Genomic DNA, 13,481 nt, shown 5'->3' with positions numbered 1-13,481 from the left:
TCCACGCCGCCCGAGGAGACAGGCTGACGCCTGGCGACCGTTGTTCTCTTCGGCCGGCGACGGCCGGCACCGAAGTCTCAGCCGCGCTTGCGGAGGTACGCCTCCAGTTCGGCGGCCCCGGTCAGCATCGCGCGCCCGCGGGCGGACAGCCGGGCGTGCCAGTCGCGCATTGCGGCCTCCAGTGGCTTCAGTCCGCCGGCTTCCCGCACCTGGGCGATGAGCGGGGCGATCTGCTCCAGCAGGTAGCCGCCGCGCCTGAGTTGGTGGGCCAGGCGGGCGTCCCGTACGGCGGCCTCGTCGTAGACGCGGTACCCGGTCAGCGGGTCGCGGCGCGGGCGCACCAGCCCGGCGCGCTCCCACTTGCGCAGCGTGGCAGGCCGGATTCCGAGCGTCCCTGCCAGCGGGCCGATGAACGTGCCGCCGGGCCCAGGGCGCGCGGCCGGGTCGGGGGCCGTGATGGGCTCCAGGTCGCGGAGGGCATTCTCCACGGCCTGGAGGGTTCGGCGGTCGTCGAGGAGTTGGGCGTGGCTCTCGTCGATGAGGCGGAACGCCTCGTCGGTCGCGCCCTCGTTGACCGCCCGCATGATCGACGTCGCCGTCTGGTGGCCGTGGCCGGGCAGCAGGGCGAGGAACGCGCGCAGGGCTGCCGCGTGCAGCGACGTGTAGGTGCGGTAGCCGTGGAGTGTGCGACCGGCGGCCGGAAGAATGCCGGCCTCCTCGTAGTTCCTGATCGCCTGCGTGGACAGACCGTGCTCGCGTGCCAGATCAACCGGCCGGAGTCGCTCATCGCTTTGAAGGTTTCGTCCCATGGTCCTGCCGATATCGCGGAAAAGTTTCAATCGAAGGTTCAACGATACCGTTGAAGGCATGGCTACTGACATCAAGGACACCGCCCATGCCGTCGACGCCGCCGCCGTCATGGGGCTGCTCCCGGTCCGGCCGCGGATGCTCGCCCTGGGCGAGCCCACCCACGGCGAGGACGCTCTTCTCGACCTGCGCAACGAGCTCTTCCGGCAGCTGGTCGAGCAGGAGGGCTACCGGACGATCGCGATCGAGAGCGACTGCCTGAGGGGCCTGATCGTGGACGCCTACGTCACCTCGGGCACCGGCACGCTCGACGAGGTCATGGAGCAGGGATTCAGCCACGGTTGGGGCGCGTCCGCGGCCAACCGCGAGCTCGTGCGCTGGATGCGCGCCTTCAACGACGGTCGGCCGGCAGCCGATCGGCTCCGCTTCGCCGGTTTCGACGGCCCGCTGGAGATGACCGGCGCCGCGAGCCCCCGGCAGGCCCTCAGCGCACTCCACGACTACCTCTCGGCCCGGGTGGACGCGGACCTGCTCCCCTGCACCAAGGAAACGCTCGACCGCCTGCTCGGCGCCGACGACCGGTGGCCCGACCCGGCAGCGATGATGGACCCGGCCCAGTCCGTGGGGCGGTCGGCCGAGGCGGGTGAGCTGCGGGTGCTCGCCGACGATCTGGTGGCGCTGCTCGACGAGCAGACTCCGCATCTGCTCCAGACGACCTCGCGGGACGGCTGGGACCGGGCACGCCTGTACGGACGCACTGCCCTCGGCCTGCTGCGCTACCACTTCTGGATGGCCGACACCTCAACGGGCCGCATGACGCGGCTCGTGAGCGTGCGGGACCAGATGATGGCCGACAATCTCCTCGCCATCGCCGACCGGGCCCCGGCACTGGTCCACGCCCACAACGGCCATCTCCAGCGGAACAAGAGCACGATGCGGATGGGTGGCCGCCCGGTGGAATGGTGGGGCGCCGGCGCGCTCGTGAGCGCCCAACTGGGCGAGGCGTACGCCTTCGTGGCCACGGCCCTCGGCACGATCCGGCACCAAGGAGTGGACACCCCGCCGCCGGACACCGTCGAAGGACTCCTGTACGCGCTCCCGGAGGACCGCTGCGTCGTCGGTGCCTCCCGCCTGGCCGCCGCCCTAGGCGACACGCGGCCCGCGCCCCGCGTATCCCCCTGGTTCGGCTACGCCCCCCTCGATCCGGCCCACTTGGCGGACAGCGACGGCATCGTGTTCGTCAAGGACGTCCCGCAGAGCTAGCGCCCAGGCCGACAGCGACGCCGGACCACACGCCGAACCACTGCTCGGCGCCGTACTCCTCGAACCGCTCCACCTCCGTGAACCCCAGCTTCGCCGCGAGGCGCAGCGCGCGGTCGTTGGCGCTCTGGGTGCAGAGCACCACCGGCTCGCCGGGAAGCGCGTCGGCGAACCAGCCGAGTGCCGCTGCGCCCGCCTCGGCGGCGTACCCGCATCCCCACGCCTCCGGCAGGAACATGTAACCGAGCTCCGCCTCACCGGCATCCGGACGGACGTGGCCCGGACGCTCTGCATCGCGCCGATCGAGCGTGATCATGCCGATCATCGCTCCGTCGAACTCGATCACGAAAAGTCCGGGGCGCCGCCCGGGCACCTCGGGCACCGCGCGTTCGAGCTCATCACGCGGTCGAGGGCCACCGACGTAAACGCCCACCTCTGGCGATGCGAACAGTTCGATGAACGCCGCGCGGTCTCGCGCCTCGGACTCGCGGAGCACGAGCCGTTCGGTCTTTATCGGGGCGGGTGGCCATGCCTCGGGTCCGAGTCCAGTCATGGCGGGCAACCTATCGCACGCCCTGGAGGCCGGCCCGGCCCGTGTCCCGACGTTTGGCCGCCCATCCGGCGGTGAGACGAAGGAACGAACCTGCCCGACTCATCGACTGGGGAGCCATGGAGAACATCCTGCGACTGGCGATCGTCCTCGGCGGCTGCGCGCTCGCAGCGCTCGCCGTCGGTCGGGCGGCGGACCTCCTCGCGCGGTACGTGGACGCGCACCATCCCGAGACTCCGCTGTGGGGGTTGCTGCGCCGCTGCCGCACTCCCCTGTACGTCGTCCTGCTCGCCGCGCTCATCAGGTGGACCTATCCCCTGACCGGGTGGCCGGCGCTGCGAAGCCGCTCCGAAGGGGTGGACCATGTGCTTCTGCTGTGCCTGATCGGCGGCGGGGCCTGGCTGGCGGTCCGGGTGGTCTCGGCCGTCGTGGAGTCCTCGTACGCGCGCTACGCCGGGCGGTCCCGCGACCCGGCGCGGGTGCGCCGGGTGCGTACGCAGGTCACGCTGCTCATGCGGGGCGTGTCCGTCGCCGTCGGGGTGCTCGCGGCCGCGCTGGCCCTGGTCACCTTCCCCACGTTCCGCACGCTCGGTACGTCCCTGCTCGCCTCGGCCGGGGTCATCGGCATCGTGGCCGGAGTCGCGGCCCAGTCGACGCTCGGCAACGTCTTCGCCGGCTTCCAGATCGCGTTCGGCGACATGGTCCGCATCGGTGACACGGTCGTCGTCGACGGCGAATGGGGGCGCGTGGAGGAGGTGACCCTGACGTTCCTCACCGTCCGGACCTGGGACGAGCGGCGGGTCACGCTGCCCGTCTCGTACTTCACCTCCCGCCCCTTCGAGAACTGGTCGCGCGGCGGCGCGGAGATGACGGGGACGGTGTTCGTCCACTGCGACCACTCCACGCCCGTCGGGCTCATGCGCGCCCACCTGCGGGAGTTCCTCGATTCCTGCTCCACCTGGGACAGCCGGAGCTGGGACCTGTCGGTCACCGAGACCTCGCCCACCGGCATCACCGTCCGCGCCATCGTGACCGCCAAGGACTCCGACGACCTGTGGACGACCCGCTGCGCCGTACGCGAGGAACTCGTCGGCTGGCTCGCGAGGGAGCACCCGAGCGCCCTGCCCCGCGTGATCACCGCACAGGCGACCGAACCGCACAGGCCGCCGAGTCGCGATGCGGAGGCCCTACGAGGCGGAGGCTCATGATCCGGGGACAAGACGCCCAGCCGTGTGACAAGTTGTCGGGATGACGAACCGGTTGCTCCCCGTGCGCGTGGGAGACGTCGAACTGCTGGTGGAGACGGTGCCCGTGGCCGGCTCCGAGCCCACCTCGCGCCTCCAGGGCGCGAGCAGGCATGTCGTGGACGCCTTCGACCACGCTCAGGACGCGGTCGTGGCGATCGCGACGTCCGCGGCGGAGGGGATCGGGCGGCTCAAGGACCGTGCGGTGCGGCCCGAGCAGGTCGAGGTCGAGTTCGGGCTGAAGTTCTCGGCCCAGGGGAACGTCATCGTGGCAGGGGCCTCCGGTGAGGCCTCGTTGGTGGTGCGGATGACCTACCGGGGGCCGGCCGCGGACGCCCCGGCGGACACCTCGGCCTAGTCCGTCGATGAACGGTTCGGTTCACCATCCCCGGGTGCCGGGGAGTCTGGGCCGCGTGCTGACCGAGGACGCCGTCCCCGTCGGCACCTGCTTCCAGGTCGCGCCCGGCGTGCTGGTCACGGCGTGGCATGTGCTCGACAGCCTGGGCTGCGGCGACGTCGGCGCGTTCATCCGCACGGACGCGCTGGGCCGCTCGGGGCCGTCCGCGCCCGCCGAGGTCCGGGCCGTCGACCCCGCGTGCGACCTGGCCGTACTGCGCAGGGCGACGCCCCTGGAGGAGTCGGTCGCCGGATGGGCGCCGACCGACGCGGTCGACCTGCCCACGAAGACGCTCGTCACCGGCCTTGCCGGGGTGGACGACCCCGGGCACAGCTATGCGTTCCTGAACGCGACGGGCGAATGGCAGGGATGGACGGTACGGGACGGCGTCGCGCTGGGCAGGCTCTCGTCGTCCTCCGTGGTGCCCGGCATGAGCGGCGCGCCGGTGGTCCGCATGGGCGACGGGCTCGTGCTCGGCGTGGTCTCGGCCCGCTACAACAGCGCCGACAACTGGCTGCGGGACTCGGTCTGGGTGGCCCGCACCGAGGACCTCACCCGACTGCTCGAGGGTTCGTGCGGGCTCGGCGTGCGCCGCAGACTGGTGCTCGGCGACCGGGTCGGCACGGTGCTGTCCGCCCACGGGCTCCCCGCGGCCGCCGCACTCCCCCGGGCGGACGGCGTCGGCCCCATGGAGGCGGCCCGGGAAGCCGCGCTGGTCCTCACCGCCCTCGACCACTCCTGCCGCCGTATGGGCGCGCCGAACGAAGCCCTGGACCTGCTCGTCTCACAGGCCATCGGCGCGGGCTGGAGCGCGCGGGAGGCCGACGGTCTGCGCAACCGCCTCCGGCTGCGGGGCCTGGAGCCTCGTGTCCTGCTGCCGAGCCTCGCCGACCACGAGGAGGCGGTCGGACGCTGGGCCGCGCCGTTCCCCGGCGCACATCCGGACGACGGCCTGTCCGGCCACGCGGCGCGGGCCTTCCTGGCAGGGCTCCGCCAGCTCCTCGTACGGGAGTTGGGGGACGGCATTCTCGCGGAGCTGTCCGAGGGGTGCCGTCGGTTCCTGCGGCAGGCGCTGGAAGGCGGGGGCGCGCTGCCGCTGTCGGGGTTCTTGCACGCTCTTCTGTCCCGGCTGCCCGGGGTGCGCTCCGCGTCGACGGAGGTCGTGCTCACCACTCCCCGGAACCTGGAGCCGGGACACCCGGGCGGAACCGTCGGGGAGCGGGAGAGCGTCGCGGGCCGGGACCCGGCCACCGCCGGCGGCCCGGTGCCCGGGCGGCCCGAACTCGGCGCGGTCGCCGCCCAGATGAGCCGGCTGCCCCGGCCGGATCCGCGCACGGCGGGGCGCGAGAAGCTGGTGGCGGCCGTCGTCGGCGCGATCGATCGGCGCATGACGCAACACGGTGCGGCGACGGCGTTCCTCTCCGGGCAGCCGGGCGTGGGCGCCTCCCTCGTGGCCGTCGAGGCGGCCCGCGCCCTCGCCCCCGCCTTCCCCGGCGGGGTGTTCCACGTGGATCTCCACGGCCTGGTGCCGGAGGCCTGCCGCAACGCCCGCACGGTCGTGCGGATCCTCGCCGAGGCGCTCGGGCTCCACCTCGGGGACGAGGCGATGGACGACGCCCGGCTGATCGCCTCGTTCACCGCGCAACTGCCCGGCCGGCGCGTCCTCCTCGTCCTCGACAACGCGCGCGACGCCGCTCACGTACGGCCGTTCACCCCGGCGCCCGAGGGCTGCGGCATCATCGTGACCTCGCGCGACCGCGCGCAGGGCTACGCCGACCCCGGACTCGTCTTCGAGGTCGGACCGCTGGAGCGCAGCGCGTCCGTGGAGGTGCTCACCCGCTGCGCGGAGGGCCGCGACCTCGGGGCAGGCGGCGACGGATCCTCGGCCGCGCTGCACCGGCTGGCCCACCTGTGCGACGACGTGCCGCTGGCGCTGCGCATCGTCGGCGCGCGCCTGGCGCACCCCTCGGGCCCCGCCCCCGCATACCTCGTCCAGCTCCTGGAGGAGGAGTCGGCGCGCCTGGACACGCTCTCGTACGGCGACCGCGCCGTGCGCCTGGCGATCCGGCTCAGCCACGACGCCCTCGACCCGGACGCCCGCCGGGTCCTGCGGCTCGTCGTCGCGGCCCCCGGAGCGGCGGTGACCGGCGCCGAACTCGGCCACTGCCTCCAGGCTCCCGCGCTGCGCCAGGAACTCCTCCTCAACCGGCTGGCGGACCGCAGCCTGGCCTTTCCGACGCTGGTGCGCATGCCCGCGGGAGAGCTGCTGGCCACGTTCCGGCTCTTCGACCTGGTCCGGCTCTTCGCCGCCGAGCGCCTGGCGGAGGACGAACCGCCCGACGCCGTACGGGAGTTCCGGCACGCCTGCGTGTCGTACCTGAGCGCCCGGCTGGCCGAGATCACCGACCAGGAGTACGGCGCGCAGCTGACCGGCGAGCTCGATCCGAGCCGCTTCCACGCGGCGCTACGGCTCGCAAAGGACAACGAGTGGCTGGACCTGGCGGCCGAACTGGCCGTCGGCCTGCATGTCCTGTACAGCGCGCGCGGTGAGCTCGACGCCATCGTCGGCGTCAACGAGGACCGCGTCGCCCTGCACCTGCGGCAGGGACGGCCGGAGGAGGCCGTGAAGGCCTGCCTGCTCAACGCCGACACCCTGCGCTCGGCCTCGGCGGCCGGCCCCGCGGCGGACGCCGCGCGCCGGGCCGCGGGCATCGCGCGGGAGTACGGGCTGCATGATCGGGTCGCGGAGGCCGAGTTCAAGCTCAGTCTCTGCCGCTGGGAGCAGGAGGAGTGGGCCGAGGCCCTGGCGGCGGGCGACCGGGCGGTCACCACGCTCACATCGGCGGGTCGCGGAGCCGCCGCCGTGCCGATCGCGATCAACAACTCGCGCATCGCCCGCCGTACGGACGACCTCGACCTCGCCGTGCGCTGGGGCCGCAGGGCGCTGGACCTGGCCGAGCGCTGGGGAACCGCGGAGTACCGGGCCATGGCCGCCAACGAGTGCGGCCTCACCGAAGAGAACGCCGGGAACCTCGCGGCGGCGCTGGAGTTGTACCGCCGCTCAGCGGCGGCGCAGCGGGCATTCGGCAATCACGAAAACGCGGCGATCGACTACGCCAACGCGGCCTCCATGGCCGCACGCCTCGCGGATCCGGCCACGGCGGTCCACCTCCTCTCCGAGGCGGTCGAGCTGTGGCAGCAGGCCGAGAACCACCCCAGGGCCCTGGAGTCCCTCATCGACCTCAGCGCCCTCCACGTCGAGCAGGACGCGTACGAGCAGGCCGCTCGCTTCCTCACCCGCGCGGCCCGCCTGGCCCGCGCCGAGGCCGCGCATGCGCCCGCCCTCCTGCGCGCCGAAGTACTCACCCGCCACGCGGCGATCCGCCTCTTCGACGCGTCCCTCGACGCCGAGCCCGTGGAACCGCAGTCCGCGCTCGCCGAGGACACCGAACTGACCCGCGTCCACAACGCCGTCGAGCACCACCGCGCCGGCGCCCTCGGCCTCCGCCAGGCCCAGAAGCAGACCCGCCCCCTCCTCACCTCGTGGACCCGCAACACGGCTCCCCGCAACGACCCCTGGGTGTACGAGGAACTGGGCGCCGAAGCAGCGGAACGCCGGGCCCTCGGCACGTGACGCCGAGCCCTCGGCACGTGACTCCGGGCTCTGGGCCCGCGACGCCGCGGAACGGGGCCGATGGCGGGCTCCCGCCTTCTGACCCTGAGGTCCTCAACTGCCGTCTCACGCAGCACCATTGACTTCTTACTGGCCGGTAAGCATGATCGCGGGCATGTCAGATTCCACGGACCGTCTTCCTGTGTTTCCGCGTGACTTCCTGTGGGGCGTCTCCACGTCGGCCCACCAGATCGAGGGCGCCGTCGAGGTGCGCGGGCCCTCCGTGTGGGACGTGTTCACCGCGGAGCCGGGGAACGTCAGGGACGGGTCGACGGCCGTGGTGGCGTGCGATCACGTCGCGCGGTACCAGGAGGACGTGGCGCTCCTGCGGGACCTGGGCGTGGACGCGTACCGCTTCTCCGTGTCGTGGCCGCGCGTCCAGTCCCCGGGCGGGCTCGACTTCTACGAGCGGCTCGTGGACGAGCTGTGCGAGCAGGGCATTCGGCCCGTGCCGACCCTGTTCCACTGGGACCTGCCCGTGGGGCTCGACTGGTTGGAACGGGACACCGCCTCCCGCTTCGCCGAGTACGCGGCCACGGTCGTCGAGCGGCTCGGCGACCGCGTGACGAAGTGGATCACGCTCAACGAGCCGGCCGAGCACACCCTTCTCGGGCACGCGCTGGGGACGCACGCGCCCGGGAAGAAGCTGCTGTTCGACGCCCTGCCGGTGGCACACCACCAGCTGCTCGGCCATGGCCTGGCGGCCCAGGCCCTGCGCGCCGCAGGAGTACGGGACATCGGCATCGCCAACTCGCACGGCCCCACGTGGCCCGCCTCGACGGATCCGGCCGACGTGGAGGCCGCGGAGTTCTACGACGTGATCCTCAACCGACTGTTCTCCGATCCGCTGATCCTCGGCGAATACCCGGAGGGGATAGCCGAGTTGATGCCCGGTGACGTCTCCGCCGATCTGAAGGTGATCTCTGAGGACACGCTCGACTGGTACGGGATCAACTACTACCAGCCGACGAAGGTGGGCGCGCCCGGCGGCCCGGACGACGGCTCCACGGAGTTCTCCGGCGTCACCCTGCCGCCCGGACTCCCGTTCTCCGTCCGGGAGATCGAGGGGTTTCCGGTGACCGACTTCGGCTGGCCGGTCGTTCCCGAGGCGCTGACCGAGCTGCTCGTCGGCTTCCGCGACCGCTACGGCGATCGGCTGCCTCCGTTGGCGATCACGGAGAACGGTTGCGCGTACGAGGGCATCGACGACCAGGAGCGCATCGCGTACCTGGACGGCCATCTGCGGGCCGTGCACGCGGCACTGGAGGCGGGCGTCGACCTGCGCGGCTACTTCGTGTGGTCGCTGATGGACAACTTCGAGTGGGCGGAGGGGTACACGAAGCGCTTCGGCCTCGTCCACGTCGACTACGAGACCCAGACGCGCACGCCGAAGGCGTCGTACCGCTGGCTGCGCGACGCGCTGCGGACACACCGCGCATGACCCTGCCCGCCGTGGCGCTCGCGGAGCCGGCCGACCGGGTCGGACGGGGATGGACGACGGCTCTGTCCCTGGCGAACGGTGCGATCTGGGTGGGCTGGTACGGGCCCCTGCAGATCCTGCTCGCCCGGCAGGCCGAGCAGTTCGCGCCGGCCTCCGGGATGCCGAAGGAGTCCCTGCTCGCATGGGTGACCGGGGTGGGCGCGGTGGTGTCGCTGGTGGCCAACCCACTGTTCGGCGCCCTGTCGGACCGCACGGTGTCGCGGCACGGCCGTCGGACCCCGTGGATCGTCGCCGGCACGGTGGGCGGCGCACTGTCCCTGCTGCTGCTCGCGGGCGCGGACGGCGTCGGAGCGCTGTTCCTGGGCTGGGGCCTGGTGCAGCTGACGCTGAACGCGGCGTTCGCGGCCGTCACGGCGGCGGTGCCCGACCGCGTGCCGCGGCTCCAGCGCGGCGTCGTGGGCGGCTGGCTGGGGGCCGCCCAGCTCCTGGGCGTGGTCGTCGGGACGGGCCTGGCGACGACGGTGGGCGGAGTCGGCGGCGGATACGCGGCGTGCGCGGTGTTCACCCTGGTCGGCGTCGCGCCCTACGTCCTGCGCTATCCGGACCTGCGGCTCGCTCCGGCCGACCGCCCCGCATGGGCGTGGCGGCCCTTCCTGGCGGGTTTCTGGATCAGCCCGGGCCGGCACCCCGACTTCGGCTGGGCTTGGCTGACCCGGTTCCTGATCAACCTGGGGAACTCCCTCGTCCTGCTCTACCTCTTCTACTACCTCCGCGACGGCCTGCACTACGACGACCCCGGCTTCGGCGTGCTCATCCTCACCGCGGTCAACGGCGCGACGCTGCTCGCCACGGTCGTCGTCGGCGGGATCTGGTCGGACCGGATCGGCCGGCGCAAGCCGTTCGTCCTGTGGTCGGGCGCACTCATGGCGCTCGCCACAGGCTTGCTGGCGGTCTGGCAGACCTGGACGGGAGCGGTCGTGGCGGCGGCGGTCCTGGGCATCGGATTCGGTGTCTTCACATCGGTCGACTTCGCGCTGATGACCGACGTCCTGCCGGAGGCGATCGACCGGGGCAAGGACCTGGGCGTCATCAACATCGCCAACTCCCTGCCCCAGGTCGCGGCGCCCGCACTGGCCGCCCCGCTGGTCAACCACGTGGGCGGCTACCCGGCGCTCTTCCTGACGGCGGCGGGGGTGGGGCTGGCGGGAGCGGTGCTGGTACGGCAGATCCAAGGCGTGGCCTGAGGGCGCTCGGGCCCCTCCTGGCTGTGCGGCGGCGCGGGAATTCGAAGGCGGCCACAGTCCACGGCTGCCTACTCTTCCTCCATGCCCAACTCACAACTCCAGCGAATCAACTGCTTCCGGTCCGCCTTCGCCCGCCGCCAGGCCGAGCGCGTCGTGGACCTCCCGGGCGGGTTCGCCGTCTATGACGACGCGTTCGCGCACTCCTACACGGACAACCAGGTCGTCATCGACAGGGCCGTCGACTCCGAGGCGGTGCCCGCCATCGTGGAGGAGGCGCTGGGGCATCTGCCCCACCGACAGATCTCCGTCCTCGACGACGAAGCCGGAAGGGCATGCGCAGAACCGCTGATCCGGGCCGGATACACCCACTCCACCCTTCTGGTCATGCTGCACGCAGACCCCGTGCCGGCCGGCGGGCCCGCGGAAGTGATCGATCTCGACGCGACACGCATCCCCCACACCCGGCGATGGCGAGGTTTTCTTCCGGACGCCGACGACGAGGTCATCCGTCACCTCGTCGACCGACGCGAGGCTCGCCGCCGCGGAGCCGACATCGTCCACTTCCTCGGCGCCCGCGCGGAGGACGGGGAGGTCGCCTCATGGGCCGACCTCTATCTGGACCCGGCGACCGGCATGGCCCAGTTCGAGTCCCTGATCACCTCGGAGGCCCACCTCAGGCGCGGCTACGCCGATGCCGTCCTGTGCACCGCCTTGCGCCTGGCCGCCGACGAAGACTGCGACACCCGGTTCCTCACCGCCGATGCGGCGGACTGGCCACGACACTGGTACGAGCGCCGCGGCTTCTCCGTCATCGGCCGCTCTCACACCTTCGAGCGGAGCTGATCGCGAGACAGCGCGCGTAGGGACCTCAGGCCTCCGGCAGCAGGCCGAGCTGCTCCAGGAACTGCATCTGGTCGTAGTACAGCCGGTAGCTCTCGATCCGGCCGTCCCTGACGGTCGCGAAGTCGACCCCGAGGATGCTGACGGTCTTGCCCGTCGGGGGCAGCGTCTCCCCGGTGGGGAGCGGGATCGGGCCCGTGTTCACACCGCTGAAGACGCCCTCGTCGATCGCGGTGTCGCCGATCTCGTACTTGTTCAGCGAGGTGAACGTGGCCTCCGGCATCGAGTCGGTCATCGTGCGCCAGTACTCGACTATCGCGTCGCGTCCTCGCACCTCGCCCGCATCCGGGGTGCTCGCGACGGCGTCCTCGGCGTAGAGGTCGGCGATGGCCTTGAGGTCCGAGTGCGTCACCGCCTCGGTCAGACGGTCCATGACCGCGCGCGCCTCTCCCATGATCCACCTCCATGATTCGTGTCCGGGTGGCGTCGTGGATTGATGTCGTCCGGTTCCCCCATTTTCTCACCGGGGAGCCTGGAGCGAAGGTCGAGGACGAAGCAGAGGGCTGGGCGGGCCGCGCCTGCCGGCTCGACCGCGCCGGCCAGAGCTTGCGAGGCGGCGGCGACAGTCGCATAGTCCGAGGTATGGACGCGCGCGAGGCGGCGCTCCGACAGGCCTACGACCATGCTGTCCGGTGGCTGGCAAGTCTGTCCGACCGCCCGGTTCCCGCCCGCGCTTCGGTCGACGAGATCGTACGCGCGCTCGGCGTCGATCTGCCCGACGGCCCCAGCACGCCCGCCGACGTCGTCGACCTGCTGGCCACAGCCTGTGAGCCGGGGCTCACCGCGTTCCCCAGCGGCCGCTTCTACGGGTTCGTGGTCGGCGGAACCGAACCGGCCGCGCTGGCCGCCGACTGGCTGGTCAGCGCCTGGGACCAGAATTGCGTGATGCGCGCGGCCTCACCCGCGTACTCGGCGGTGGAGGACATCGCCGCCGCGTGGTTGCTCGATCTGCTCGGCCTGCCGAGCGACAGCTCCGTCGGCTTCACGACCGGTGCGACGATGGCGAACTTCACGTGCCTCGCCGCGGGACGCGACGCGGTGCTGCGCCGCGCCGGCTGGAACGCCGCCCGCGACGGCCTCACCGGCGGCCCGCCGGTACATGTCATCGCCGGCGAGGCCCGCCACATGGCCATCGACCTGGCGCTGCGCTACCTCGGGCTGGGCAGGCCCGACCTGGTGAAGGCGGACGATCAAGGACGCATCGAGCCCGGAGCCCTGCGGCACGCCCTGGCGGCCGACGGGCAGAGCCCCACGATCGTGATCCTCCAGGCCGGCGACATCCATTCCGGCGCGTTCGATCCCTTCGTCGAGAGCATTCGCGCCGCGCGCGACGCAGACGCATGGGTCCATGTCGACGGCGCCTTCGGGCTGTGGGCAGCCGCCTCACCGCGCTACGCCCACCTGACGGCGGGCTGCGCAGAGGCCGACTCCTGGGCGACGGACGCCCACAAGACCCTGAACGTCCCCTACGACTGCGGACTCGCGATCGTGCGGGATCCATCCGCGCTCCGGGCGGCGATGGGCGAGCGCGGCAACTACCTCATCCAGCACGAACACGGCGATCCGATCGACAAGGTCCCCGAGCTCTCACGGCGCGGCCGAGCCTTCCCCGTCTGGGCCGCACTGAGGTCCCTCGGCCGGTCGGGCGTGGCCGACCTGGTCGACCGGCTGTGCCGTCACGCCACCGAGTTCGCCACCGGCATCGCAGGAATCGACGGCGCGACGGTCCTCAACGACGTTGCGTTCACCCAGGTCTGCGCCGAGTTCGGCAGCGACGAACGCACGGACCAGGTACTCGCCCGGCTGCTCGACGACGGCACCGCGTGGATCAGCGGCTCCACCTGGCACGGCAGACGCGTCATGCGCATCTCGGTGAGCAACTGGTCGACCACCGACGACGACGTGAGACGGACGCTCGACGCGATCCGACGTGCAGCCGCCGGCGCCTGATACAGAGTCACCCCT

Annotated in this window: 11 protein-coding genes; 8 read left to right on the top strand and 3 right to left on the bottom strand. The window is 72.2% G+C overall.

What is annotated here, in order from left to right:
* Window positions 1-77 precede the first annotated feature (77 nt).
* Entirely contained in the window at window positions 78-809 is a 732-nt protein-coding gene (locus VIU94_RS26280) for a TioE family transcriptional regulator (protein WP_331914762.1), read from the bottom strand.
* Window positions 810-867: 58 nt separating this feature from the next.
* Between VIU94_RS26280 and VIU94_RS26275 the strand changes: the two genes are divergently transcribed.
* Entirely contained in the window at window positions 868-2,070 is a 1,203-nt protein-coding gene (locus VIU94_RS26275; RefSeq protein WP_331914761.1) for an erythromycin esterase family protein, read from the top strand.
* Here VIU94_RS26275 and VIU94_RS26270 read toward each other — a convergent pair.
* Complete coding sequence (locus VIU94_RS26270; protein WP_331914763.1) at window positions 2,048-2,620, bottom strand: GNAT family N-acetyltransferase; 573 nt, start codon at window positions 2,618-2,620, stop codon at window positions 2,048-2,050. The two genes, VIU94_RS26275 and VIU94_RS26270, sit on opposite strands and share 23 nt — an antisense overlap.
* A gap of 116 nt (window positions 2,621-2,736) precedes the next feature.
* Here VIU94_RS26270 and VIU94_RS26265 point away from each other — a divergent pair, with 116 nt between their 5' ends.
* The 6 genes from VIU94_RS26265 to VIU94_RS26240 all read left to right on the top strand — a co-directional run bounded on the left by VIU94_RS26265 (window position 2,737) and on the right by VIU94_RS26240 (window position 11,459).
* Window positions 2,737-3,825, top strand: a complete 1,089-nt coding sequence (locus VIU94_RS26265; protein WP_331914760.1) for a mechanosensitive ion channel family protein — start codon at window positions 2,737-2,739, stop codon at window positions 3,823-3,825.
* A gap of 40 nt (window positions 3,826-3,865) precedes the next feature.
* On the top strand, window positions 3,866-4,219 hold the full coding sequence (locus VIU94_RS26260) for a CU044_2847 family protein (protein WP_331914759.1): 354 nt from the start codon (window positions 3,866-3,868) through the stop codon (window positions 4,217-4,219).
* Window positions 4,220-4,253: 34 nt separating this feature from the next.
* The gene (locus VIU94_RS26255) at window positions 4,254-7,892 is read left to right on the top strand and encodes a tetratricopeptide repeat protein (protein WP_331914758.1); all 3,639 of its coding nucleotides are present in this window, start codon (window positions 4,254-4,256) and stop codon (window positions 7,890-7,892) included.
* A 154-nt stretch (window positions 7,893-8,046) separates the two neighbouring features.
* Window positions 8,047-9,372 carry a GH1 family beta-glucosidase gene (locus VIU94_RS26250; protein WP_414721015.1) on the top strand — a complete coding sequence of 442 codons (1,326 nt, stop codon included), beginning with the start codon at window positions 8,047-8,049 and terminating at the stop codon, window positions 9,370-9,372.
* Window positions 9,369-10,616 carry an MFS transporter gene (locus tag VIU94_RS26245; RefSeq protein WP_331914756.1) on the top strand — a complete coding sequence of 416 codons (1,248 nt, stop codon included), beginning with the start codon at window positions 9,369-9,371 and terminating at the stop codon, window positions 10,614-10,616. Before VIU94_RS26250 ends, VIU94_RS26245 begins: the two co-directional genes overlap by 4 nt.
* Before the next feature lie 81 nt (window positions 10,617-10,697).
* Window positions 10,698-11,459, top strand: coding sequence for a GNAT family N-acetyltransferase (locus VIU94_RS26240; protein WP_331914754.1), 762 nt, complete (start codon window positions 10,698-10,700; stop codon window positions 11,457-11,459).
* Window positions 11,460-11,484: 25 nt separating this feature from the next.
* On the opposite strand, the gene VIU94_RS26235 is transcribed toward VIU94_RS26240, so the two are convergent.
* The gene (locus VIU94_RS26235; protein ID WP_331914753.1) at window positions 11,485-11,910 is read right to left on the bottom strand and encodes an ester cyclase; all 426 of its coding nucleotides are present in this window, start codon (window positions 11,908-11,910) and stop codon (window positions 11,485-11,487) included.
* 188 nt (window positions 11,911-12,098) lie between these two features.
* Between VIU94_RS26235 and VIU94_RS26230 the strand changes: the two genes are divergently transcribed.
* Window positions 12,099-13,466, top strand: a complete 1,368-nt coding sequence (locus tag VIU94_RS26230) for a pyridoxal phosphate-dependent decarboxylase family protein (protein WP_331914752.1) — start codon at window positions 12,099-12,101, stop codon at window positions 13,464-13,466.
* Window positions 13,467-13,481 lie beyond the last annotated feature (15 nt).

The organism is Streptomyces sp., assembly GCF_036566765.1.
In the GTDB taxonomy this organism is placed as follows: domain Bacteria; phylum Actinomycetota; class Actinomycetes; order Streptomycetales; family Streptomycetaceae; genus Streptomyces.
The sequence above is the reverse complement of the archived record's forward strand: the minus strand, read 5'-3'. Positions and strand labels throughout refer to the sequence as shown.